Annotated in this window: 21 protein-coding genes; 5 read left to right on the forward strand and 16 right to left on the reverse strand. The window is 67.4% G+C overall.

The window, feature by feature from the left end:
- From B4E96_RS12570 to rimP, 4 genes are all read right to left on the reverse strand, one after another.
- Nucleotides 1–578 (reverse strand): translation initiation factor IF-2 N-terminal domain-containing protein (locus B4E96_RS12570; protein WP_286957860.1); only part of this gene is annotated, 578 nt, incomplete at its 3' end.
- A gap of 131 nt (nucleotides 579–709) precedes the next feature.
- The gene (locus B4E96_RS12575; RefSeq protein ID WP_165882585.1) at nucleotides 710–961 is read right to left on the reverse strand and encodes a YlxR family protein; all 252 of its coding nucleotides are present in this window, start codon (nucleotides 959–961) and stop codon (nucleotides 710–712) included.
- Nucleotides 962–1027: 66 nt separating this feature from the next.
- The gene (gene nusA, locus B4E96_RS12580; protein WP_286957862.1) at nucleotides 1028–2011 is read right to left on the reverse strand and encodes a transcription termination factor NusA; all 984 of its coding nucleotides are present in this window, start codon (nucleotides 2009–2011) and stop codon (nucleotides 1028–1030) included.
- Nucleotides 2012–2166: 155 nt separating this feature from the next.
- Nucleotides 2167–2640, reverse strand: coding sequence for a ribosome maturation factor RimP (rimP, locus tag B4E96_RS12585; RefSeq protein WP_259796299.1), 474 nt, complete (start codon nucleotides 2638–2640; stop codon nucleotides 2167–2169).
- Nucleotides 2641–2741: 101 nt separating this feature from the next.
- On the opposite strand from rimP, the gene B4E96_RS12590 reads away from it, so the two are divergent.
- Entirely contained in the window at nucleotides 2742–3719 is a 978-nt protein-coding gene (locus B4E96_RS12590; RefSeq protein WP_286957865.1) for a hypothetical protein, read from the forward strand.
- A 2-nt stretch (nucleotides 3720–3721) separates the two neighbouring features.
- Nucleotides 3722–4741 (forward strand): aminoglycoside phosphotransferase family protein, encoded by a 1020-nt coding sequence (locus B4E96_RS12595; RefSeq protein ID WP_102162605.1) that lies wholly within the window; start codon nucleotides 3722–3724, stop codon nucleotides 4739–4741.
- 230 nt (nucleotides 4742–4971) lie between these two features.
- On the opposite strand, the gene B4E96_RS12600 is transcribed toward B4E96_RS12595, so the two are convergent.
- Both B4E96_RS12600 and B4E96_RS12605 read right to left on the reverse strand, forming a co-directional pair.
- Nucleotides 4972–5283, reverse strand: a complete 312-nt coding sequence (locus B4E96_RS12600; protein ID WP_102162604.1) for a hypothetical protein — start codon at nucleotides 5281–5283, stop codon at nucleotides 4972–4974.
- Between the two features lie 245 nt (nucleotides 5284–5528).
- The gene (locus tag B4E96_RS12605; protein WP_259796294.1) at nucleotides 5529–7358 is read right to left on the reverse strand and encodes a proline--tRNA ligase; all 1830 of its coding nucleotides are present in this window, start codon (nucleotides 7356–7358) and stop codon (nucleotides 5529–5531) included.
- 227 nt (nucleotides 7359–7585) lie between these two features.
- On the opposite strand from B4E96_RS12605, the gene B4E96_RS12610 reads away from it, so the two are divergent.
- The gene (locus tag B4E96_RS12610; protein WP_286957868.1) at nucleotides 7586–8494 is read left to right on the forward strand and encodes an SDR family oxidoreductase; all 909 of its coding nucleotides are present in this window, start codon (nucleotides 7586–7588) and stop codon (nucleotides 8492–8494) included.
- A gap of 19 nt (nucleotides 8495–8513) precedes the next feature.
- Nucleotides 8514–8915, forward strand: a complete 402-nt coding sequence (locus tag B4E96_RS12615) for an RNA-binding S4 domain-containing protein (protein ID WP_311200209.1) — start codon at nucleotides 8514–8516, stop codon at nucleotides 8913–8915.
- A gap of 11 nt (nucleotides 8916–8926) precedes the next feature.
- On the opposite strand, the gene B4E96_RS12620 is transcribed toward B4E96_RS12615, so the two are convergent.
- From B4E96_RS12620 to dxr, 7 genes are all read right to left on the reverse strand, one after another.
- The gene (locus B4E96_RS12620) at nucleotides 8927–9802 is read right to left on the reverse strand and encodes a DUF4081 domain-containing GNAT family N-acetyltransferase (protein ID WP_286957870.1); all 876 of its coding nucleotides are present in this window, start codon (nucleotides 9800–9802) and stop codon (nucleotides 8927–8929) included.
- A 56-nt stretch (nucleotides 9803–9858) separates the two neighbouring features.
- Complete coding sequence (ispG, locus tag B4E96_RS12625) at nucleotides 9859–11007, reverse strand: flavodoxin-dependent (E)-4-hydroxy-3-methylbut-2-enyl-diphosphate synthase (RefSeq protein WP_259796290.1); 1149 nt, start codon at nucleotides 11005–11007, stop codon at nucleotides 9859–9861.
- Between the two features lie 146 nt (nucleotides 11008–11153).
- Nucleotides 11154–13361, reverse strand: coding sequence for a TRAP transporter permease (locus tag B4E96_RS12630; RefSeq protein ID WP_286957872.1), 2208 nt, complete (start codon nucleotides 13359–13361; stop codon nucleotides 11154–11156).
- Between the two features lie 124 nt (nucleotides 13362–13485).
- Nucleotides 13486–14499, reverse strand: a complete 1014-nt coding sequence (locus B4E96_RS12635; RefSeq protein WP_286957875.1) for a TAXI family TRAP transporter solute-binding subunit — start codon at nucleotides 14497–14499, stop codon at nucleotides 13486–13488.
- A 138-nt stretch (nucleotides 14500–14637) separates the two neighbouring features.
- Complete coding sequence (locus tag B4E96_RS12640) at nucleotides 14638–15942, reverse strand: diaminopimelate decarboxylase (RefSeq protein ID WP_259835384.1); 1305 nt, start codon at nucleotides 15940–15942, stop codon at nucleotides 14638–14640.
- Between the two features lie 137 nt (nucleotides 15943–16079).
- Nucleotides 16080–17558, reverse strand: coding sequence for a M50 family metallopeptidase (locus B4E96_RS12645; RefSeq protein WP_286957877.1), 1479 nt, complete (start codon nucleotides 17556–17558; stop codon nucleotides 16080–16082).
- Nucleotides 17555–18793, reverse strand: a complete 1239-nt coding sequence (gene dxr, locus B4E96_RS12650; protein ID WP_217007147.1) for a 1-deoxy-D-xylulose-5-phosphate reductoisomerase — start codon at nucleotides 18791–18793, stop codon at nucleotides 17555–17557. The genes B4E96_RS12645 and dxr overlap by 4 nt, the downstream gene beginning before the upstream one ends.
- An 81-nt stretch (nucleotides 18794–18874) precedes the next feature.
- Here dxr and B4E96_RS12655 point away from each other — a divergent pair, with 81 nt between their 5' ends.
- Nucleotides 18875–20080 (forward strand): acyl-CoA dehydrogenase family protein, encoded by a 1206-nt coding sequence (locus B4E96_RS12655; RefSeq protein WP_286957880.1) that lies wholly within the window; start codon nucleotides 18875–18877, stop codon nucleotides 20078–20080.
- Between the two features lie 170 nt (nucleotides 20081–20250).
- On the opposite strand, the gene B4E96_RS12660 is transcribed toward B4E96_RS12655, so the two are convergent.
- From B4E96_RS12660 to B4E96_RS12670, 3 genes are all read right to left on the reverse strand, one after another.
- Nucleotides 20251–21426 carry a hypothetical protein gene (locus B4E96_RS12660; protein ID WP_286957881.1) on the reverse strand — a complete coding sequence of 392 codons (1176 nt, stop codon included), beginning with the start codon at nucleotides 21424–21426 and terminating at the stop codon, nucleotides 20251–20253.
- 105 nt (nucleotides 21427–21531) lie between these two features.
- Nucleotides 21532–22209 carry a hypothetical protein gene (locus B4E96_RS12665; protein ID WP_259844731.1) on the reverse strand — a complete coding sequence of 226 codons (678 nt, stop codon included), beginning with the start codon at nucleotides 22207–22209 and terminating at the stop codon, nucleotides 21532–21534.
- On the reverse strand, nucleotides 22199–22756 hold the full coding sequence (locus B4E96_RS12670; RefSeq protein ID WP_257995173.1) for a DivIVA domain-containing protein: 558 nt from the start codon (nucleotides 22754–22756) through the stop codon (nucleotides 22199–22201). The genes B4E96_RS12665 and B4E96_RS12670 overlap by 11 nt, the downstream gene beginning before the upstream one ends.
- Nucleotides 22757–22800 lie beyond the last annotated feature (44 nt).

Raw genomic sequence — 22800 nt, forward strand, 5'->3', positions numbered from 1 at the left:
GGGCGCGGTCCGGGCTTGGGCATTCCCTGCGAGGGCGCGAACGGGTTGTTGCCAGGACGTGCACCGCCGCGGCCGCCGCCACCAGGGCGCGGTCCGGGCTTGGGCATCCCCTGCGAGGGTGCGAACGGGTTGTTGCCAGGGCGTGCGCCGCCGCGAACGCCGCCACCAGGGCGCGGTCCGGGCTTGGCTCCGGCAGCACCGGGCCTGGGGGCCGGCTTGGGAGCGGGCTGCGCGCCCGGCATCGGGGCTGCCTGGCCGGGCTTGGCGGCCGGCTTCGGGGCAGCTGCCTTCTTCTCCTCGGCTGCCGGGCCGGCAGGCTTGGCGCTGCCGGAGGCTCCCGGCTTGGGGGCGGACTTCGCACCCGGCTTCGGGGCGGCAGGCTTCTGTGCAGCCTTGTCCTTCTTCGCACCTGCGCTGCCGGAGTCGCCGTAGGCTTCCTTCAGCTTGCGCACCACCGGTGCTTCGACTGTCGAGGATGCAGTGCGGACGAATTCGCCCATCTCCTGCAGCTTCGCCAGCACGTCTTTGCTTGTTGTGCCGAGCTCCTTTGCGAGCTCATGGACACGGGGCTTTGCCACTTTTCTCCTGTCCGGGTTCCTTCCCGGACAGGAAGGAACCTCATCGTGAGTGAACAGTTCTCATTTCACTGCTCACGACCGTATGCGTCGGGTGTCATTTCTGAGCACTCACTGCTGGGTTTCCATTCGGTTCATCTGCTTTCCGTAATCCGACGGATGTCATCGAGCAACTGTGCACCGGCCGGGGCCTGGGTGCGCAGCGCTCGTCTGAACGCGCTTCTCTTCACTGCTGAGTCGACGCAGCGCTGATCGGGATGGATCCAGGCTCCCCTTCCGGGCAACCTGCGCTGGGCGTCAACCGCAATGTGCGGTGTGCTCTCGTCAACCACTGCGAGCCTGACGAGCCGACTCATCGGCTCCCGCTTCCGGCATGCCAGACACATGCGCAGAGGTTCACCAGCACATACCACGCCTGTCAGTCTAACACTGCCCGCAGGCGCTGCCGTCACTCAGCCCTCGCCGGCGGCGTCGTCCTCGGGGGTGACGATGTCGATCTTCCAGCCGGTGAGCTTGGCGGCCAGGCGGGCGTTCTGCCCCTCCTTGCCGATCGCCAGCGACAGCTGGTCGGCCGGGACGACGGCGCGGGCGAGCTTCTGGGCTTCGTTGAGCACATCGACGCGCATCGCGCGTGCTGGTGAGAGCGCGTTGGCGACGAACTTCGCCGGCGAGTCGGAGTAGTCGACGATGTCGATCTTCTCCTCCCCCAGCTCGGCCATCACCGCACGCACCCGGGAGCCGAGCTCGCCGATGCAGGCGCCCTTGGCGTTGACGCCGGGCACCGTGGCCCGCACGGCCATCTTCGTGCGGTGGCCGGCCTCGCGGGAGAGCGAGACGATCTCGACGGTGCCGTCGGCGATCTCCGGGGACTCATGCGCAAACAGCTTGCGCACGAGGTTCGGGTGCGAGCGCGACACCGTGATCGAGGGCCCTTTGAGGCCCTTGTGCACATCGGTGACGTAGACGCGGATCCGGCTGCCGTGGCTGTACTCCTCGCCGGGCACCTGCTCGTGCGGCGGCAGCACGGCCTCGACCTCGCCGAGGTCGACCTGGATCATGTGCTCATCGCGGCCCTGCTGGATGAGCCCCGAGACGATCTCGCCCTCGCGGTTCTTGAAGGTCCCCAGCACCGAGGCGTCCTCAACGTCGCGCAGCCGCTGGTGGATGATGTTGCGTGCGGTCATCGCCGCGATGCGGCCGAATCCGTCAGGCGTGTCGTCGAACTCGCCGATCGGGTTGTCGTCGTTGTCGAACTCCACCGCCCAGATGGTGGCGGTGCCGGTCTTGGTGTCGAGTTCCGCACGGGCGTCCGGGTAGGCGCCCTCAGTGCGCTGGTAGGCGGTCAGGAGGGCCTGCTCGATGAGCTCGACGAGCGTTTCGAACGGGATCTCCCTTTCGTGCTCGATCAGACGGAGCGCAGAGAGGTCGATGTCCATTGCTGAGTCCTTCTCGGCACCAGGACCCGTGCGGGTCGTGCCGGCTGTTGAGTTGTCGGTATGGGCGATGTGCCCTTGAGCCTAGCGGAGTTGCCTGGGCCAGGGAAGCATCCGATCGTCGTCTGCTGCCGCCTGCCCAGGGCCGAGGCGCGGGCCTACTTGAACTGGAGGACCGCCTCGGCGTGGGCGATCCCAGCCAGCTTCTGGCTGCGTTCCGATCCGTCGGCGAGCCGGAATACCGCCTCGGGTGCGTCGCCGTCGCTGACGGTCAGCAGCACGCCTTCGAACTCCTCGTCCGAAGTAGTGCGCACGGCCAGGGTGCGGCCGATCACACGCTGGAAGTGACGGATCTCGCGCAGCGGGCGAGTCGCGCCCGGCGAGGTGACCTGCAGGTCGTAGGCGTGGTCGTTGAACAGCGGCAGGTCGTCGATGGTCTCGGAGATGATGCGGGTGGCCTCGGTGATGTGGTCAAGCGAGACCGGATCGGTGGTCGTGCCGTCGAGGTCGATGACGACGGTCAGCGTGCGGAAGCGGCCGGCGACATGGGCGGTGATGTCCTCGACGACGATGCCGCGGGCGGCCAGCGGTTCGACGATGGCGTCCCTGACGGGGGCTGTGTGCTTGTCCATGTCCCACACCCTACGGGCGGTCTCTGAACATGGGCTGACCTTTGCCGACGGGCCGCACGCGGTGGGCCGGCGGGGAGGTCCATGCCGTTAGGATTGTCAGCATGGCATTGCAGGGGAAGAGGATCAGCCGCCGGACGCTCATCGGCGGGGCGGCAGCGCTGGTGCTCGCGCTCTCCGGCTGCGGCCTGCGCCTCGACCGCGACCCGGAGGTCCCTGCGCTCTCGACCGCTGATGCGGTGCGCAACACCGTCGCCCGGATCCTCGCCCGCACCGAGGCCGCTGGCACCGACGCCGAGGTCGTGGACACCCTGGCTGCGGCGGTCGGGCCCGAGTGGGCGCCGCCGAGAGAACTCGTCACCCCGACCCCCACCTCGGGCCCGGATTCCTATACCTATGCCGACGGGCTGCATGCCGCCGCCGAGGCGATCGTGACCCGCTTCGATGACCTCGACTCGATGCGCGCGGTGCTGGCCGATGTCGCTGTCGGTGCGGTGCTGCACCTGCAGCAGGCCGGCGATGACCGGGCTGAGGCGCTGCTGGAGACGATCCGCGCTGTGCCGGCCGACCGGCCGGACACCAACGCCGGTGCCGCGCCGAGCGACGGCAGCGATACCCCGGCCGGCGAGGACGAGGACTCCGATCCGCAGCAGCAGGCGCTGACCGCCTTCGCCGAGGCCTGCTATCAGGGCTCGTACGCCTACGAGCGCACCGCCGTGCTCGTCCCCGCTGACGCGCCCGCCCGCCAGATGATGCGCACCCGGATCACCGAACTCGATGTCGCAGCCGACCTGGCCAATGAGCGGCTGGCCGATGCCGGCCACCCGGCAGCGGAGAATCGGCCGGCCTGGCAGATCGACCCGGATCCGGCCAGCGCCGGAGCAGAGACGGCCGGCGCCGCCTATGAGGATGCGCTCATCACGCGGATCCAGCCGCTCTTCGGTGACGATGTGCAGGCCCCGCGCTTGGGGCTGGCGAGCCTGTGGCAGTCAGCTTCAGCCCGCGCACAGCTCGGGCAGCTGCAGACGCTGCGCTTCGACATCACCGATCCTGCCACCGCCACGCCGACAACGGAAGGATGACGATGCGCGTACCTGCTGTGCTGTTCAATTCGGCTGCTGAGGTGATCGGCGCCGAATACGCCAGCGCGTGGGCGCAGGCGCTGGACTTCATGCTCATCGAGCTGCTCGACCGGTGGAATCTCACCCGCGACCCAGTGCCCGGTTCGCCATGGGCCGGAGCTGAGAGCCTTGTCATCCCCGTGCTGACACAAGAGAACTATCAGGCGATCATCCGCTTCGCCGCCCCCAACACCGCCAACCCGCAGGTCCACCGGCAGGTCCTCGAGGCCCTGCAGGCCTGGCAGGGCCACGGTGCGGTGCGCGTGTTCGAACAGGACAGCTCGTTCCGGGCGACGCTGCAGGAGCGGCTGCGCACCACCGTCAACCTCTCGACCGAGCCGCTGGGCAGCGTGCCGCCGATCTGGGGCCAGCTCGTCCGCGCGCTCAAGGTCCCCGGCGTGCCGGGGTTCGTGCGCGTGCAGGACATCGCCGCGAAATGGCTGGAGACCTTCCAGGCCGACTGCGCGCTCGTGCGCGACTTCCCGGAATTCTCCGCCCAGGACTATCAGGTGCTCGACAGCGCCCGGATGTGGATGGAGAAGCTGGCATCCTCCGATGAGCACTGGCTGCTGCACGCCGACCTGCACTACTACAACATCCTCGCCGGCCACCCGGACCTCAGCGGGGTAGCCACCTGGAAGGCGATCGACCCGCAGCCGCTGACCGGCCCGACGGCCTATATGGTCGCCCCGGTCCTGTGGAACCGGCTGTATGAGATCCCCCGGCCCACCGGTGAAGAGCAGGCACAGTGGCTGCGCGAGTTCGCCCACCGGCTGTGTCATCACGCCGAAATCGAAGCCGCCTACGGCATGGGCGCAACGGTCGTCCGCGAGCTGGAGAACATGTTCTGGTACCTGCGCTCTGCCTATAAGGGCACGCAGAAGGCTTTCGGCGACGCCGCCCGCTCGCTGTGGGTGTGCCGGGCGATGTGCGGGGTCAGCGTCGGCGGCGTCAGCGCCCACGACCTCAAGCGCCTCGGCTGAGGGCTGCCGGCTGCCTGGACGTGACGTCATATGACAGGCGATGACGTGACGGTCAGAAGCGCGCCTGCCCGCGGTGCGCTTGAGCGTGGGAACGGTCAGCCCGTCCCCGTGGGGATAGGCCGGAATCCCATGCCGCGCATTGTCCTCCTCAACGGCAGCCCCTCGAACCGCCGGTGCGCGTACCCGTCGGCTGACGCCGGAGAGCAGCGAAGCTTTGGGGACCGAAACCTCTACGGTTCCGGCCCCTGCGCGCCGGATTTCGGTCTGCTGTCTGTCGCATCACCCCACGCAATCGCCGCCGCCGGCTGCGGGCCTGCCTGCAGCTCGACGCCACGGGCTCGGGCGAGGTCGGCTTCGAGCGCACGCACCCGCGGGATGATCTCGCAGCCGACGTACTCGATCGCAGCCGGGGTGCCGTTGAGACCGAACCGGGCCGCAGCGGCTGCGCACCGTTGACCAGATGCCGCTGCCGCGAGGACGCCTGCGATGCTGTCGCTGAGCCCTCTAGGTGTAGTTCCTGGGGAGACGGGAGTCTCGGTCATGGGTCCTCCAGAACAGGTCATGGGTCCTCCAGAACAGTTGGGTGTCGATGCGACACGCCCAGCCTGACGGCTGGCCCGCTCCCGAGGCGCAGGTCACGTCATGTGCCGACGTCTGGTGTCACCTGTGGTCGTCTGGGGTCGTTGTTCGTCATGAACCTTGACAGCAGACCTTCACGCACATGCACCGGGACAGCACAGCGGCCGGGACACGAGTCCGTGTCCCGGCCGCTATGGATGTGCTCAGCTCAGAGTTCGCCGCGCTTGGCTCCGAGTTCCGCGTACTTCGCGTCGATCGCCTCGACGGTGCGGGCGACAGCGTCTTCGACCGGCACGTCGGTCGCTTCGCCGGTGCGGCGGTCGCGCAGCTCCAGCTTGCCGTCGGCCAGGCCGCGACCGACGACGAGGATCGTCGGCACGCCGAGCAGCTCGGCATCGCCGAACTTCACTCCCGGTGAGGCCTTCGGGCGGTCGTCGAGGAGGACGCGCACGCCCATCGACTCGAGTTCGGCGGTGATCTTCTCAGCCGCTTCGATGGGCTCTGCGCCCTTGCCTGTGGCGACGATGTGCACATCGGCCGGTGCCAGGTGCTGGGGCCAGATGAGGCCCTTGTCGTCGTGGTTCTCCTCGGCGATGCAGGCCATCGCGCGGGTGACGCCGACGCCGTAGGAGCCCATCGTCACAACCTGGGTCTTGCCGTTCTCATCGAGCACCTTGAGGTCGAGCGCCTCGGCGTAGCGGGTGCCGAGCTTGAAGATCTGGCCGATCTCCACTCCGCGGGCCAGCTCCAGCGGGCCGGAGCCGTCCGGCGCCGGGTCGCCTTCGCGGACCTCGGCGACTTCGAGCACACCGTCGACGGTGAAGTCGCGGCCGAGGATGAGGTCGTAGACGTGGGTGCCGGCCTCGTTGCCGCCGGCCACCCAGCGCGAGCCCTCGCGGGTGATGCGCGGGTCGACGAAGAACCGCACACCGGAGCTGCCTTCGGCGCCGAGCACCTGGTCTTCCAGCGAGGTGCCGGGGCCGATGTAGCCGGCGACGATGTCTGGGTGCTTGGCCAGGTCCTCCGCGCTGGCCGGTTCGAGGTCGATCTCGCCGCTGGAGAGCATCCCGGAGCCGGCGGCCCGGTCGAGGTCGACTTCCCGGTCGCCGGGCAGGCCGATGGCGATGACCTCGCGCCGCCCATCGGGGTGGACGAGGGTGCACATGACGAGCTTCATCATGTCCGCGGCCTCCCACGGGCGGTCTTCGCGGGCGAAGAGCTCGTTGGAGACGTCGACCAGGGAGGCGATGGTGTTCGCCTCCGGGGTCGTCTCCTTGTGCGCGGCCGGCGCATCCGAGGCGTCGAGCGGCTCACCGATGAGCGTGGTGACGGCCTCGACGTTGGCGGCGTATCCGCCGGCGGTGCGCACGTAGGTGTCCTCACCGACCTCGGAGGGGTAGAGGAACTCCTCGGTGCCCGATCCGCCCATCGCGCCGGAAGTGGCCTCGACGATGACATACGGCAGGCCGAGGCGCTCGTAGATGCGGATGTAGGCATCGCGCATGATCTGGTAGGAGTCGTCGAGGCCGGCGTCGTCGATGTCGAAGGAGTAGGCGTCCTTCATGATGAATTCGCGTCCGCGCAGCAGGCCGGCCCGCGGGCGGGCCTCGTCGCGGTACTTCGTCTGGATCTGGAAGATGCTCAGCGGCAGGTCCTTGTACGAGGAGTACAGGTCCTTGACGAGCAGCGTGAACAGCTCCTCGTGGGTCGGTGCAAGCAGGTAGTCGGCTTCCTTGCGGTCCTTGAGCCTGAAGATTCCGTCACCGTAGGTCTCCCAGCGGCCCGAGGCCTCATAGGGACCGGCCGGCAGGAGGGCTGGGAAGTGGACTTCCTGGGAACCGGCGGCCACCATCTCCTGGCGGACGATGCTCTCGATGCGGCGCAGCACCTCGAGCCCGAGCGGCAGCCACGTGTAGATCCCTGGGGCGGCACGGCGGATGTAGGAGCCGCGGTGCAGCAGCTTATGGCTGGCGACCTCGGCATCGACCGGGTCTTCTTTCAGGGTGCGCGCAAACAGCGTCGACATCCGCAGGGCCAAGGTGTTCTCCCCCAGTTCGTTCTCAGGACGGTCACCTCGGACTCTATCACTGCCGAACCCCGCCCCCGCGGCGCGCAGCAGGCCCTGTCGCACGGCTCCGGGAGACCGCTGGGACACCGGCGCCGAGGTGGTGGTGACCACCACCTCGGGACCGGTCGCCTTTCCGGCAAGGCAGGTTGTGCATTGAGACCATTGTCCCGGCAGTTGACGCAGACTAGGCTCGAGACATGAATGCAGCAGAGCACCGCGACCAGCTGAGCTTCCAGAACCCCGTCACCCGCTTCCCCGAGATCAGCCCGCCGAAGCAGCATCAGCCTGAGCCCGGTCTCGATCAGGACCTGAGCCCGCAGACCGATCGCGGGCAGCACTCCTATCGCGGCACCGGCCGGCTCGTCGGCCGCAAGGCCCTCATCACCGGGGCTGACTCCGGGATCGGAGCGGCTGTGGCGATCGCCTTCGCCCGTGAGGGTGCCGATGTCGCGCTGTCGTATCTGCCCGATGAGGAGGCTGATGCGCAGGAGATCAAGGGCTGGATCGAGGAGTCCGGGCAGCGGGCGTTCCTGTTCCCCGGCGATCTGACCGACGCTGACTTCTGCCGCCGGCTCGTCACTGAGGCCGAGCAGGCTCTCGGCGGGCTCAATGCGCTGGTGAACAACGCTGGCAAGCAGATCGCGATCGAGGACTTCGGTGAGCTGGCCGATGAGCAGTGGACGACGACGTTCGCCACGAACATCCACGCGATCTACCGCATCACCCAGGAGGCGATCAAGGTCATGCCGGCTGGGTCGACGATCGTGAATTCGACCTCGGTGCAGGCCTACGATCCCTCCCCGCACCTGCTCGACTACGCCTCGACGAAGGCGGCGATCAACAACTTCACCAAGGGACTCGCCCAGCAGCTGGCCCCGCGCGGCATCCGCGTCAACGCGGTGGCGCCGGGCCCGATCTGGACGCCGCTGCAGGTCTCGGACGGCCAGCCGAAGGAGGCGCTGCCGGAGTTCGGGAAGAACACTCCGCTCGGCCGGGCCGGTCAGCCGACTGAGCTGGCACCGGCGTATGTGTTCCTCACCTCCCCGGAGTCGAGCTTTGTCATCGGTGAGACGCTCAATGTCAACGGCGGTCAGCCGACCCCGTAGGCGCTAGGCTGTGGGGACGATGGACATGAGCCCCGACTTCTCGCCTGAGCGCAGTCAGCGCATCGATCTGTGGCTGTGGACGGCCCGGATCTTCAAGACCCGCTCGGCGGCCACCACCGCCTGCCGCGGCGGGCACGTCCACGTCGACGGGCAGCGGGTCAAGGCTGCGCAGAAGGTGCGGATCGGCGATACGGTCCGGGTGCGCAAGGCCGGCTTCGAGCAGATCCTCGTCATCCGCGGCTTCGTCGACCGGCGCGGGCCGGCGTCGCTGGCCCAGCAGCTGTATGAGGATCACACCCCGGCACCGGATCCTGCGCTACGCGGGTTCACGCCGCGCCGTGACAAGGGTCTGGGCCGGCCGACGAAGAAGGATCGCCGTGAGCTCGATCGGCTGCGCGGCTACCGGTCCTCCGGTCAGTAGACGCCCTCGGGTCAGTAGATGACGGTGGCGTAGGTGCCGATCTGCCGGTAGCCGGCCCGCCGGTAGGTGCGCAGGGCCGGTTCGTTGAAAGCGTTGACGTACAGGCTCACGAGCGGGCTCATCGTCGCCTTGACCTGTTCGGTCGCAGCCAACACGGCTGGGGCGGCCAGACCGCGGCCGCGGAAGTCCGGGTGCACCCATACGCCCTGGATCTGGGCGACCTGCTCGGATCGGATGCCGACATCGGCTTTGAACACCACCTGCTCGGCGGACTCCGGTGCCGGGTAGCGGCGGATCGGCCCGCCGTCAGGGCCGTGGCCACTCGTGATGAGGAAGGTCTCCCCGGCACTCAGCAGTCCGCGCACCCGGTGGAGGTAGCCGGATTTGCCCATTTCGATCGGTGAGAAGCCGACCTCCTCGGTGAACATGTGCACGGCGGCGTCGAAGACGATGTCGATCTCCTCGGACCGGCCGAGGCGCACCCGCCTATCAGCGGTGGTGTCGGGTTGGCGGTCGGCGATCAGCAACGGCTGGTTGGGTCGCAGCACCCGGGGCACTCCCCAGGTGAGCCGGTGGTGCAGGTCGAGGACCGCATTGGCCGGCCCGACGAGGGAGCACATGTAGCGGCCGCGGGCGTTGAGCATCCTGGCCACAGCGGCGTTGCCGCCGGTCGTCGCGGCGACCGGCATGATGGTGCCGCCGATGTAGTAGGCGCTCACCGGCTTGCCGTGGATGAACCAGCCCCACAGCCGTCCGGCAGGCGTGTCAATATCAGCGCTGCCGGTGTGTTCGAGCAGCCGTGCGGCATACGCGTAGCCGGCGGGGTCGGCTGAGATCGTGTCGCGCAGCCACTGGGTGTCCATGGCGCGCAGCGGTGCCAGTGTCACGCGTCCACGTCCTTCCCTGGTGGGGCGACCGGACAGCCCTGTCAGGGCTGTGCCGGTCAGCCGACGACGACCTCCGGCGGGCCGGCCGGGTCGCCGTTCTCCTCGGCGATCCGCATGGCCTCTTCGATGAGGGTCTCGACGATCTTGGCCTCCGGCACGGTCTTGATGACCTCGCCCTTGACGAAGATCTGTCCCTTGCCGTTGCCGCTGGCCACGCCGAGGTCGGCCTCGCGGGCCTCGCCGGGGCCGTTGACGATGCAGCCCATGACGGCCACGCGCAGCGGCACCTCGAGACCTTCGAGTCCGGCGGTGACCTTGTCGGCCAGTTCGTAGACGTCGACCTGGGCGCGTCCGCAGGACGGGCAGGAGACGATTTCGAGTGTGCGCGGCTTGAGGTTGAGGGATTCGAGGATCTGGTTGCCGACCTTGATCTCCTCGACCGGTGGGGCCGACAGAGACACGCGGATAGTGTCGCCGATTCCCTGGCTCAGCAGCGCCCCGAAGGCGGTGGCGGACTTGATGGTGCCCTGGAAGGCCGGGCCGGCCTCAGTGACGCCGAGGTGCAATGGCCAGTCGCCGGCCTCGGCAAGCAGCTCATAGGCGCGGACCATGACGACCGGGTCATGGTGCTTGACGGAGATCTTGAAGTCGCTGAACCCGTGCTCTTCGAACAGGGAGGCCTCCCACACAGCCGACTCGACGAGCGCCTCGGGGGTGGCCTTGCCGTACTTCTCCATGATCCGCTTGTCCAGCGATCCGGCGTTGACGCCGATACGGATCGAAACGCCGGCGTCGGCGGCGGCCTTGGAGATCTCCTTGACCTGGTCGTCGAACTTGCGAATGTTGCCGGGGTTGACGCGCACACCGGCGCATCCGGCGTCGATGGCGGCGAAGACGTACTTGGGCTGGAAATGGATGTCGGCGATGACCGGGATCTGGCTCTTCTGCGCGATCGCCGGCAGCGCCTCGGCATCATCGGCCGAGGGGCATGCCACACGCACGATGTCGCAGCCGGCTGCGGTGAGCTCGGCGATCTGCTGCAGGGTGGAGTTGATGTCGGTGGTCTTCGTCGTCGTCATCGACTGGACGCTGATCGGGGAATCCGAGCCGACTCCGACTTTGCCGACCTTGATCTGACGGGTCTTGCGCCGGGGGGTGAGAACCGGCGGCGGCGGAGCGGGCATTCCCAGGCTGATCGCGGTCACAGACGTCCCTTCAGTTCGACAGCGGGTGGTTCACCGGCCCGCGCGGACCGGTGGTCATTGCGTCCCATTCTAGGCGGGGCATGTGAATGATTGCTGAACCGCTCGTGTGTTCGGGCACACACGAGCGGCCGGCACACACACCCAGCCTACGCCTCGGCGCCGGCGGCAGCTGGCCTCTCGGCAGGCGGTGTCGAACCGTCGCGGCGTTTGGAGCGCATGCGCTGCAGGAGCGCCATGAGCACGGCGACGGCGATACCGATGAGCGAGACCCACAGTGCTGGGATGACCATCGCGATGCCGGCGGCGATGAGCACGATCCGCTCCCACCAGTGCAGGTGGTCGAAGAAGTACCCGGCTGTTGCTGCGGAGATCGCCGTCATACCCAGCAGCGCGGTGATGAACACCTGCAGGAAATGCATGACGGTGTCGTCGGTCTGGAAGATCAGGCCCGGTGCGGAGACGAAGACGTAGGGCACGATAAATCCGGCGATCGCCACCCGGAAGGCGGTGACACCGGACTTGAGCGGATTCGATCCGGCGATGCCGGAAGCGGCGTAGGCGGCCAGACACACCGGCGGGGTGATGTCGGCGAGCAGGCCGAAGTAGAACACGAACAGGTGGGCGGCCAGGATCGGGACGTCGAAGTTGCTGACGAGGATCGGCGCGGCCACCGTGGCGGTGACGACATAGTTCGCGGTGGTCGGCAGTCCCATGCCCAGCACCAGGCAGGCGACCATGGTGAAGAACATGACGAGGAAGAAGTTCTCCCCGGCTGCGGTGAGGATGCCGTCGGCCAGGCGGCCGCCGAGGCCGGTGGCGGTGACGATGCCTGCGACCATGCCGGCGGTCGCACAGGCGGCGATGACCGGCAGGGCCACACGGGCACCGGATTCGAGGACCTCGAAGATGCCGCGGATGCTCAGGCGGGTCGACTCGCGCAGAAAGCTGAGCACAAGTGCGGTGCCGATGCCCCACAGTGCGGCCTTTGCCGGAGTGGTGCCGGTCATGAGCATGTAGATGATGACGGCCAGCGGCAGCAACTGGTCGATGCGGGTGAGCAGGTATTTCCAGCTCGGCAGCTGGTCCTTGCGCATGCCGTGGATGCGGTTGCGCTTGGCTTCGAAGTGCACAGCGAGCATGACGCCGGCGAAGTACATGAATGCCGGGATGACCGCCACGAGGATGATCGTCGAGTAGGCGATGCCGGTGTACTCGGCCATGATGAACACAGCCGCACCCATGATCGGGGGCATGATCTGCCCGCCGGTCGAGGCGGTCGCCTCGGTGGCGGCGGCGAACTTCGCCTTGAAGCCGACCTTCTTCATCATCGGGATGGTGAAGGATCCCGATGCGACGGCGTTGGCGACCGAAGAGCCGGTGACGGTGCCCTGCATCGCCGAGGCGACGACGGCTGCCTTGGCCGGCCCGCCGGCGAACTTACCGGTCAGCCGGAAGGCCAGGCCGTTGAAGTAGGCGCCGATGTTGGTGCGCACGAGCACGACACCGAAGAGCAGGAAGAGGAACACGAAGGTCGAGGACACCTGGATCGGGATGCCGAAGATCGAGCGCGAGGAGTACCAGGTCTGCTGGACCATGTTCTGCCAGGTGGTGCCGTGGTACGGCAGGATCGGCGAGTACTTACCGAGCCAGAAGTACAGCAGCGCCAGGGTGGCGATGATGACGATCGGCAGGCCGACGCAGCGGCGGGTGCCTTCGAGGATGAGGAGGATGCCGACGAGGGCGACGGTCGTGTCGAAGTCGCTGTAGCCGAACATCTGGACCTGTACGCCGGTGAGGTAGTCGTAGTTGAGGACCATGTAGGCCGAGCAGCCCATCGCGGCGAACGCGAGGATCGTGTCGAGAACGAGGGAGCCCCAGTACAGTCCCGGTTTGGTGTCCTCGCGCAGGCTCAGGCTGCGGTGCAGGGGGTAGAGCAGGAAGATGAGACCCATCGCGCCGCCGACGTGGATCGCACCCTGGATGAGGGTCGGGCGGGAGCCGGCGAAGGCGGTGTACAGCTGGAACCCGGTGAGGCCGAGCGCAAGGACGAAGATGAGCCAGCGCCACGGACCGAGTTCGGAGTCCACACGGTGGCGGGAGGCGGTGTCGTGCTCGCGCAGCACCTCCTGAGCTTTCTCCTCGGCTTCGGCCGAGCTCATGACGGCGACGTTGCTGGCGTCGACGTCCGGATCGCCGGCGGTCTCTGACGCGGCGCCGTGGTGCTTGGCATCGCGGTAGGCGTCGGTGGCAGCAGCGCCGGGATCGCCGGCGTCATTGCGGTCAGCTGCGCGGCCTGCGGCGGTGCTGCCGCCCTCAGGCTTCTCGTCGTCGCGCGGGGTTCTCGTCGAGTTCATCGGGGTTCTCCGGTGTTCAGGAGTGTGTGCGCAGGCCGCAGGCGGCGGCCTGCGCACACCTCACAGGGCCTCAGTTGAGCTAGGCGATGATCACCGGCCGGCGTATGCCGACCGGGCCCAATCATCATTCGGTGCTGATGCCCTGTTCGTCGAAGTACTTCTTAGCACCCGGGTGCAGTTCCACATCACCGCGGCCGAGCAGAGCGTCTTCAGTCTTGATGAGCTTGCCCTGCGCCAGGGAGATGTCTCCGGCCTTCTCGTAGATCGCCTTCGTGATGCCGTAGGCGTCCTCTTCGCTGACCTGGTTGGTCGAGGCGACGATCGTGGCGAACACCGTCACGGTCTGCACGTCGTCAGGGGCGAAGTCATACGAGCCGCCCGGGATGACGTAGCTTTCGTACTGCGATTCGCCGGCGATCTGGTCGGCCTTGTCCTTGTCCAGCGGCAGCAGCTTGACATCAGCGTTGGCTGCCAGCTCCGACAGCGATGCCGCCGGGACGCCGAGGATCTCGATCGAGGCGTCGATGTTGCCGTCCTGGAGCTTCGAGCGGGCATCGGCGAAGCTCTCCTCGAAGGGCTCGTAGTCGCCGTCTTCGAAGCCGTAGGCATCGAGGATGAGCTTGGCAACAGCCGCGGTGCCCGAACCGGGGGCGCCGACGGCGATCTTCTTGCCCTTGAGGTCTTCGATCGACTCGAAGCCGCTGTCCTCCAGCGTGATGACCTGTGCAGCCTCGGGGTACAGCTGGCCGATCCAGCCGATGTTCTCCAGCGGCTGTCCAAGCTCTTCGAACTCACCGGAGCCGCTCACAGCATCGTGGGCGGTGTTGTTCTGGGTGAACGCCAGCTGGGCTTCGCCCTTGGCGATGCGGCCGAGGTTGTCCACCGAGCCGTCGGTCTCCACAGCGTTGACCGTGAGGCCGTCGACTTCGTTCTGGAAGATGCGGGAGTACTCATTTCCCAGCGGGTAGTACACGCCTGCAGTGCCGCCGGTGGCGAAGGTGAGGTCGTGCGTGAAGTCCTCTGCCGGTTCGCCGCCGCCATTGCCGCCACCGCCTCCGGTGCCGCCGCCGCATGCGCTCAGTACAAGTGCTGCAGCGGACATGATTGCCGCCGCGCGTCCTACGAGTCCGATCTTCATACCGGGTTCGCTCCTTTTGTGGTTTCCGTTTCTCACCTGCGGTGGTTACCGCTGCGGCTGGTGGGCCGCATGAGCTGTCAGGCGGCGGTGCAGCCCTGTGCTGCGACCGCCGGATGCCAGTGGCTGCCGGACCGGCTGCTACCAGCTGGAGTCAACGTCGCCTCCTGCCTCAGCGACCACCTCGTCGATGGTCTGCTGTCGCCTGAGGGTGACCCAGGCCACTGCGCCGTCCTTCTCTCTGTATCCGTAGACGGCAGGCCGTGGCAAGGCGTTGTAGGAAAATGAGTTGGAAAAGTAATACGCGCCGACGTCGTGGATGGCGATGACATCGCCTTCGCGGATGAGCGGCAGCGCACGCTGGTGGGCGATGATGTCGCCTGAGAAGCAGCAGGGCCCTGCAACGTCCTGGACGCAGACGTCGTCTTCGCGCTCCTCGCCTGCCGGGTCGAGGACGCTGACGCGCAGCGGCCAGGCATTGGGCATGAAGATCGTGCGGGCAGCAACCTGCGCGCCGGCGTGGCAGACGGCGATCGGCCGGCCGCCGACGACCTTGGTCGATTCGACGCGGGTGAGCATCGTGCCGGACTTGGCCAGCAGGGAGCGGCCGAACTCGGTGATGATGCCGTAGGTGCCGTCGAAGAGCTCGGGGACCTCCGCCTCGAGCGCGGCTCGGTAGTCGGCGAAGCTCGGGGTGTGGGCGTCGGAGTCGAAGTTGACCGGCAGCCCGCCGCCGATGTCGATGTGCGTGATCTGCTGGTGGCCGATCGTTGCGTGGATGTCGGCGACGAGGTCGACGACGGCGCGCACACCGGCGGCCATCGAGGACAGGGCCATGCCCTGGGAGCCGGAGTGCACGTGGATCTGGTTGAGCCACGGGCGGGCGGCGTAGGCGTCGATGATCGCCTGCCGGGATCCCTCGTCGCGCAGCGGGATGCCGAACTTCGACGTCGGGGTCGCGGTCGACATCTCCTCGATCTTGCCGGCGCCCAGCTGCGGGTTGATGCGCACGCCGATCCGGCCCTTGGGGGTCGCGCCGGCCAAATGCTCGTCGATGCGGGAGAGTTCGGTGAAGTTGTCGAGGTTCATCGCCACGCCGAGGTCTAAGGCGGTGTCGATGTCGTGGCGGGTTTTGGCCGGGGAGTCGAAGACGATCCGGTCGGGGGTGAACCCGGCCAGCTGCGCCATCCTGAGCTCACCGGGGCTGGCGACCTCGCAGCCGGCGCCGAGCTCGGCGAGGTGGCGCATCATCGGCACGAGGGTCACGGCCTTCGCAGCGACTGCGTGGGTGACCGGTGATGGGGAGTCGAAGGCCGCCTCGGCGGCGCGGAACAGCTCATCGAGGGTGTCGAGGTCGACCATGCCGATGATCGGGTAGTCGGCCGGGAGCATCTCCCGGGCCAAGGCGTCGGACATCGCGGTCGCGCGCCGCTGAGCGTGGTGCACTGGGCTCCCTGTACGTCGGAGGTGGTGGTCCCGGCGGCCGGTGACCGGCCGCTGGTGGAATCATCGTAACCTCTCACACAGCGCTCAGCTGCGGTTCAGGATTTCCGGTGGCTACAGTTCGCTAACGATTGCCGTCGCTACTGGAACAGGACGACGGGTTTGACGATGTCGACGTAGACGAGCAGCACGGTCATGCACAGCATCAGCCCGACGACGACGTAGGTCAGCGGCAGCAGCCGGGCGGTGTCGAAGGGCCCGATGATCCCGCGACCGCGGGCGAGGTTGATCCGCCGTCGGGCGCCTTCGTACAGGGCGACGGCGATGTGCCCGCCGTCGAGCGGCAGGAGCGGGATCATGTTGAAGGCGAAGAGGAACAGGTTGAGCGAGCCGAGCAGCCCGAGGCCGGTAACGACTTTGCCGGTGACGTCGATCTGGTCGGTCGAGACGATCTCACCGGCAACCCGGCCGACGCCGACCATGCCCATGATGCCCTCAGGGTCGCGCTCCTTGTTCGTCGTGGCAACCTGGACGATGTCGACGAGCTTGACCGGCAGCGTCGCCAGTGCTGTAAAGGTCCGGCCGAGGGCCTGGCCGATCTGGCCGGGGAACTCGCTCACCGGGATCGGCGTGTACGCCTTGTCCGGGCCGACGCCGAGGAAGCCGACGGTCTCGGTGACGAGCTCGCCGTTGCCGTCGCGTGTGAGCTCGCCTTTCTCGTAGACGGGGCGCTCGGCGGCGATGATCGTCGTCGGGATGGTCTTCTGCGCTCCGCCGTCCTCGACGACGATGTCGACCTCTTTGCCGGCCAGGCCGCGGACTTCGCGGGTGATGTCGTTCCAGGAGTGCATCGGCTTGCCGTCGATGGAGATGATCGTGTTGCCCGGCGCGATGCCGACCTCGGCTGCAGGGGTCGGCTGGTCGCCGGGCAGGCAGCGATTCTGGTCGGCTGGTGCGCGTTTGGCCATTTCGGTGGCCGGAACCGCGCATTCGGAGACGGTGGCCACGGTGGTGTTCAGGGTCGGAACACCAACGCCGAGCAGCATGATCCCGAGGATCAGGATGCCCAGCAGCAGGTTGACCAGCGGGCCGCCGAACATGACGACGAGCCGCTTTGGCACCGAGAGGGCGTAGAAAGTGCGGTGCTCCTCGCCGGGCTCGATGAACTGGTTGGAGTATTCGCGGGCGTCGTCCATGGTGCGCTCGAACATCCGCGGCTTCCGGGACTCCGTCGGGATCTCTGTGGACCCGCCTGCAGCTTCGGGGCTCGCACCGACTCCGGCCAGCTCCCTGTCCTCGTGGCCTTCGACGGCTTCGGTGACGATGCCCGAGGCGTCGGTGGCCCCGTGCGACTGGTCGACGGTGGCGTGGGTGGCGTGCTTGGGCGGGTACATGCCCGGCATCGCGATGAACCCGCCGAGTGGGAGCGCCTTGATGCCGTATTCGGTCTCCCCGCGGCGGCGGGAAAACAGGGTCGGGCCGAAGCCGACCATGTAGTGGGTGACTTTGACGCCGAACTTCTTGGCCGGGATGAGGTGGCCGAGTTCGTGCAGGGCGATCGAGATGGAGACCCCGATGAGGATGAGGACGATGCCCAGGGCGTAGAGCAGACTGGTCATGCGCGGGCCCCCTCCGCGGCAGCCGGCTCAAGCCAGCCGGCGATGAACTCGCGGGCACTGCGGTCTGCTGCCAGCACGGTCTCCAGGGTCAGCTCGGTGGCCTCTCCCCCGTTCCCGAGGTGCTGGTCGAGGGCTGCGGCGATGCCCTCGGAGATCTGCGGGAAGGTGATCGTGCCTGCGTGGAAGGCGGCGACGAGCTCTTCGTTGGCGGCGTTGTATACCGCTGGTGCGGTCCCGCCGGCCCTGCCGGCCCGGATCGCCAGACCGAGGGCCGGGAAGTTCGCGTCATCGACCGGCTCGAAGGTCCAGGAGCTCGCGGCGTCGAAGGGTTCGGGTGCGGTGGCACCTGCGATACGGGTGGTGGTGCCGTCGCGATCGGTGCCGAGGGCGTAGGCGATCGGCAGCTTCATGTCAGGTGGGGAGACCTGGGCGATCGTCGAGCCGTCGACGAACTCGACCATCGAGTGGATGCGGCTCTGCGGGTGGACGACGGCGGTGATGCGGTCGTAGTCGATGCCGAAGAGCAGATGCGCTTCGATGACCTCCAGGCCCTTGTTCACCAGGGTCGCGGAGTTCGTCGTGATGACGGTGCCCATGTTCCACGTCGGGTGGGCCAGCGCTTGTTCGGGGGTGACGGCTGCCAGCTCGTCAGCGCTCATGCCGCGGAAGGGACCTCCGGAGGCGGTGATGATGAGCCGGGAGACCTCCTCGCGGCGGCCGGCGCGCAGCGCCTGGGCGATCGCCGAATGCTCGCTGTCGACGGGGATGAGCTGGGCTGCGTTCTCCTCAGCGGTGCGCAGCACGAGCTCACCGCCGATGATGAGGGACTCCTTGTTCGCCAGCGCGACATCGGTGCCTGATTCGAGGGCTGCCAGCGTCGAGGTCAGACCGGCGGCACCGGTGACAGCGTTGAGCACGACGTCGGCGGGTTCGGCTGCCAACCGGGCCGACGCCTCGGGACCGGTGAAGATCGTCTCGACTGCCACCTGCGCGCCGAGCTGGACGGCGCGTTCCTCCAGCAGCTGCCTGACCTGGGCTTCTCCCCCGGCAGGCGGGGTGGCGATGGCCAGTGCGCGGGCCCCGGCGCGGATCGCCTGGTCGACTGCGGTGTCGATATTCGACCCCGCTCCGATGCCGGTGACGGCGAATCTGGCGGGGTTGGCGGCGATGACTTCGAGAGCCTGGGTGCCAACCGAGCCAGTGGCCCCCAGTACAATGACGTTACGTACCTTCACGGTGACAGATCATCTCATTGATTTCTTAGAACGCGATGACACGTGCGCTCACTGCTGCCCCACGAGGAGAGGAACTCGACGATGAGCAAAACCATGACCCCTGACGAGATTCTGGCGATCGATTCGGTCTTCGAGAAGGAGGACCTCGAGTGGGCGGGCATCGTCCGCAAGTGGCTGGACGAGAACGTCCGGGAGAAGATCGGCGACTGGTACCTCGAAGGCACGATCCCGGCTCGTGAGCTGGCAGAGCAGCTCGGTGAGCTCGGCGTGCTCGGCATGCATCTGGAAGGATACGGTTGTGGCGGAGCGACCGCCACCCAGTACGGCCTGGCCTGCCGTGAGCTCGAAGCCATCGATTCGGGTCTGCGTTCGCTGGTGAGCGTGCAGGGATCGCTGGCGATGTTCGCCATCCACAACTGGGGCTCCGAGGAGCAGAAGGAGGAATGGCTGCCGCAGATGGCCGCCGGCAAGAAGCTCGGCTGCTTCGGCCTGACCGAACCGGATGTCGGTTCGGACCCGGCTGGCATGAAGACCCGCGCGACCAAGGACGGCTCCGATTGGATCCTCAACGGCGCGAAGATGTGGATCACCAACTCCCCGGTCTCCGATGTCTGCGTCGTGTGGGCCAAGACCGAAGAAGATGACGAGAAGGGCCGCCCAGTTGTCCGCGGCTTCGTCGTCCCCACCGACACCCCCGGTGTCGAGGTGCCCGAGGTCAAGCGCAAGCTGTCGCTGCGCGCCTCGATCACCGGTGAGATCGTGCTCGACAACGTCCGTCTGCCGGAATCGGCGATGCTGCCGAAGGCCAAGGGGCTCAAGGGACCGCTGTCCTGCCTGTCCGAGGCCCGCTACGGCATCGTCTTCGGCGTCACCGGTGCTGCCCGTGACTCGCTCCTCTCCGCACTGGAGTACACCGGCACTCGCATCCAGTTCAACCGTCCGCTGTCGTCGTTCCAGATCACCCAGCAGAAGCTGGCGAAGGCCTTCGGCCAGTACTCGTCGATCACCCTGCTGGCCGCCCACCTCGGCAAGCTCAAGGACACCGTCGGTGTGCGCCCGGAGCAGATCTCCCTGGGCAAGATGGTCAACGTCGACACCGCGATGAACATCGCCCGCGACCTGCGCGCCACCTTCGGCGGTTCGGGCATCACGAGTGAGTACTCTCCGCTGCGCCACGCCATCAACCTCGAGACCGTCCTCACCTACGAGGGCACCCACGAGGTGCACCAGCTGACCCTCGGCCGCGCGATGACCGGCATCAACGCCTTCGCCAACTACGAGGGCTAATCGGCCGACCGACATCACGGCCCCGGTGACTCTGCGCAAGTCACAGGGGCCGTTGCCGTTCGCCCTCGGATTCGCCGACGAGCTCACAGGAGCACCTCCAATGCGTGCCGGATTCTGGGCAGCGATCTCGGGAATTCAGAGGCGGTCTTCAACAATGCGCTCGGTAGGTCTCAGCCCGGCAGCCCGTCCTGACGCTGCCGACCGATGAGCATGCCGCAAGCGATGAGCATGAGCACGATGACGAGCACGACCTCCAGCGCCTGCCGGCTGGTTGACAGTGCCGCGCTGAGCACAAGCGGGACGAGCAGGCCGCTGGTCCGTGATGCGATGCCCATACCGGCGAAGCAGGCCCACGGGTGCGCTGCACTGAGGCTTGCCATGCGGGTGTTGAGCGATGACGTGACGATCGCGGAGCTGATGAGTGGGCCCGTGAGGATGATGCCGGTGATGACGGCCCAGTTCTGCTCGATCCACAGTGCCCCGGAGATTCCGATCAGGGCGAGCAGCACCGCAGCCGCGAACTCGCGGTTGGTTCGGCGCATCGAGCCGTGACCGAAAGCGGTCGCTGTGGCCATGGCAATGAGTTCGCGCATGACGAGTCCGACACCGATCGCAGCGCCGAACTCCGGCAGGGCGAGCGGGAAGATCGAGCTCGTCGTGATGAAGATGACCGGCAGTGCTGAGGCCGACAGTGCCCCGCGGGCCATGACTGATGACCGGCCGATCGCTGCGACCGAATAGACGATGGTGCTCAGCAGCGGCACCCGCTGGGTGACGTGCCGGTCGCGGCTGGGCCCGGGCAGCCACCAGGCGGCGACGAGGATTCCGAGCCCGGTGGTGGCGACGATGACGAACAGCACGTGGGGCTGCTCGGCTGCCAGGGCCCAGGTGATGAACAGGCCTGCTGCCAGTGCGCCGCCGCGCTGGATGAAGACGTTGATGCGCTGGCCGTCGGCCTGCCGTTCCCCGAGCATCGAGGCGTAGTGCGCGAGGGCGGGGATGTAGATGAGACTGGAGCAGCAGGCGTAGAGGGTTCCGAAGATGACGATCCACCAGCCGGAGCCGGCGATGAGCAGCCCGATGGTGATGAGCAGGATGAGGATGCCGGAGGTGCCGATGACCCGCCGCAGTCCGTAGCGCTCGATCGCCGAGGCGGCCGGTGAGTCGAGCAGGATGCCGAGGCCCATGTAGATCGTCACCGTTAACGAGGCCAGCCCGAGGTTCGGGGCCATGACGGCCAGGCCGGTGAGCATGAAGGAGTGGAAGCCGAAGTACGTGCAGATGACGATGACGATCGCCCAATAGCGGCGCGCCCGCCGCGCCAGCTTCCGTCTGTCGATCGCCATGAGGCTTACGGTAACACCGGGATCAAGGCCGTTTCGGACGTCTGTGATCGGCGGCACAGAGCCGATCGCGGCCTTTCCACGGGCTGTCTGGCTGGCTCAGATCGCTCAGCGGCTGAGGAACATCTCCACAGCGTTGAGACTCTCGGCAGCACTCAGGCTCACCCCGTCGAGGCGCAGGACTTCGCGGCCGGGTCCGATCTCTGCCGCCGCGGCATGCTTGAACGCCGATTCCTTCATGAGCGCCCCGGCGTCGAGCGGTTTGCTCTCCGGTCCGTCGGCGAGCAGCTCGGTGCCTTCGAAGTGCGACCAGATCTTGCGGGTCTCCGTGTGCATGCCGGCCTTCGCGGCAGTCTGAGCGGCGGCGTCGCCGTTTCTGCTGGCGTGCTCGCCGGCTTCCGCCTGCGCGCCTTCGGCCGGGCGCAGCACGGGGGCTGTCTTCTTCTCCCCCGGCTTCAGGCTCTTGGATCCGAGGACCACGCAGCTGCCCAGCCGCAGCGCAGCGAGCATCGCGAGGATGAGGGTGACCGGGCGCAGCCCGTCGTCGATGACGAGGAACGGCGGGGCCGGTTCGTGGACCGCGCGCAGGATGCCGGCGAACTTCGCGACCCGGTCGAGGGCGTCCTCGTACGTCAGCGACACCTCGGCGTCGGCGAAGAAGATCTCGTCAGCCCGCCCGGTAACGATCGGGTAGTCGAGCAGCTCGAAGACGGGGTTGAAAGTACCCTTGTCCTTCGGTGAGTTCGTGCCCGGCTTGCGGAACCAGTGCAGCTGATCAGTCGACACTGGCCATGACCTCGACGACCCGGTCGATGAACGCATCGACCTGGTCCTCGTCGTAGGCGCGGTTGCCCTTGCGGGTGCGGAAGAGCACGCGACGGACTTCGTCAACACTCATCGGCTTGCCCTGGGTGAAGTAGCCGTTGATGCGGTCGCACAGATCGTCGACCTCTTCGACGTCATAGCCGATCTGGCCCTTCTCCGGGTGGTTGAACCGTTCGCCGTATTCGCGGGCGAGGCGTCCGCGCAGCGAGCTGGCGGCACGGGTGAGCTCCTTGACCCAGGCGTCCTCACCGGAGCTGGAGATGAGCCGGTCGCGGCTGCGCTTGGCGAAGGCGTCTTCGAGACGGTCGAGGGCGGCGTCGACGACGCCGACGTGGTAGCCGTTGCGCACCAGGTCGAAGCCGACGGTGCGCACCGCACGCGCGTCGAGATCGCCGGGCTGCGGCGTGTCGGATTCGAAGGATTCGCGGGCCCGCTTGAAGAAGCTGTCGACCTGTGCGGGGTCGTATCCGTTCTTCCAACCCGACATCCTGGGGAAGTTCGTCTCCACGTCGCTCTCCTTGTGAATGCTGTGCGGTGCTTAAAGTGTAGCGC

Source organism: Brevibacterium sp. UBA7493, from assembly GCF_002479565.1.
GTDB lineage: Bacteria > Actinomycetota > Actinomycetes > Actinomycetales > Brevibacteriaceae > Brevibacterium > Brevibacterium luteolum.

Excerpts from the sequence above, each read along its gene's own strand:
- B4E96_RS12575 (WP_165882585.1), bottom strand. The coding sequence starts at position 961 with ATGTGTCTGGCATGCCGGAAGCGGGAGCCGATGAGTCGGCTCGTCAGG.
- nusA (WP_286957862.1), bottom strand. The coding sequence starts at position 2,011 with ATGGACATCGACCTCTCTGCGCTCCGTCTGATCGAGCACGAAAGGGAG.
- rimP (WP_259796299.1), bottom strand. The coding sequence starts at position 2,640 with ATGGACAAGCACACAGCCCCCGTCAGGGACGCCATCGTCGAACCGCTG.
- B4E96_RS12590 (WP_286957865.1), top strand. The coding sequence starts at position 2,742 with ATGGCATTGCAGGGGAAGAGGATCAGCCGCCGGACGCTCATCGGCGGG.
- B4E96_RS12595 (WP_102162605.1), top strand. The coding sequence starts at position 3,722 with ATGCGCGTACCTGCTGTGCTGTTCAATTCGGCTGCTGAGGTGATCGGC.
- B4E96_RS12600 (WP_102162604.1), bottom strand. The coding sequence starts at position 5,283 with ATGACCGAGACTCCCGTCTCCCCAGGAACTACACCTAGAGGGCTCAGC.
- B4E96_RS12610 (WP_286957868.1), top strand. The coding sequence starts at position 7,586 with ATGAATGCAGCAGAGCACCGCGACCAGCTGAGCTTCCAGAACCCCGTC.
- B4E96_RS12615 (WP_311200209.1), top strand. The coding sequence starts at position 8,514 with ATGGACATGAGCCCCGACTTCTCGCCTGAGCGCAGTCAGCGCATCGAT.
- B4E96_RS12630 (WP_286957872.1), bottom strand. The coding sequence starts at position 13,361 with ATGAACTCGACGAGAACCCCGCGCGACGACGAGAAGCCTGAGGGCGGC.
- B4E96_RS12635 (WP_286957875.1), bottom strand. The coding sequence starts at position 14,499 with ATGAAGATCGGACTCGTAGGACGCGCGGCGGCAATCATGTCCGCTGCA.
- B4E96_RS12645 (WP_286957877.1), bottom strand. The coding sequence starts at position 17,558 with ATGACCAGTCTGCTCTACGCCCTGGGCATCGTCCTCATCCTCATCGGG.
- B4E96_RS12655 (WP_286957880.1), top strand. The coding sequence starts at position 18,875 with ATGAGCAAAACCATGACCCCTGACGAGATTCTGGCGATCGATTCGGTC.
- B4E96_RS12660 (WP_286957881.1), bottom strand. The coding sequence starts at position 21,426 with ATGGCGATCGACAGACGGAAGCTGGCGCGGCGGGCGCGCCGCTATTGG.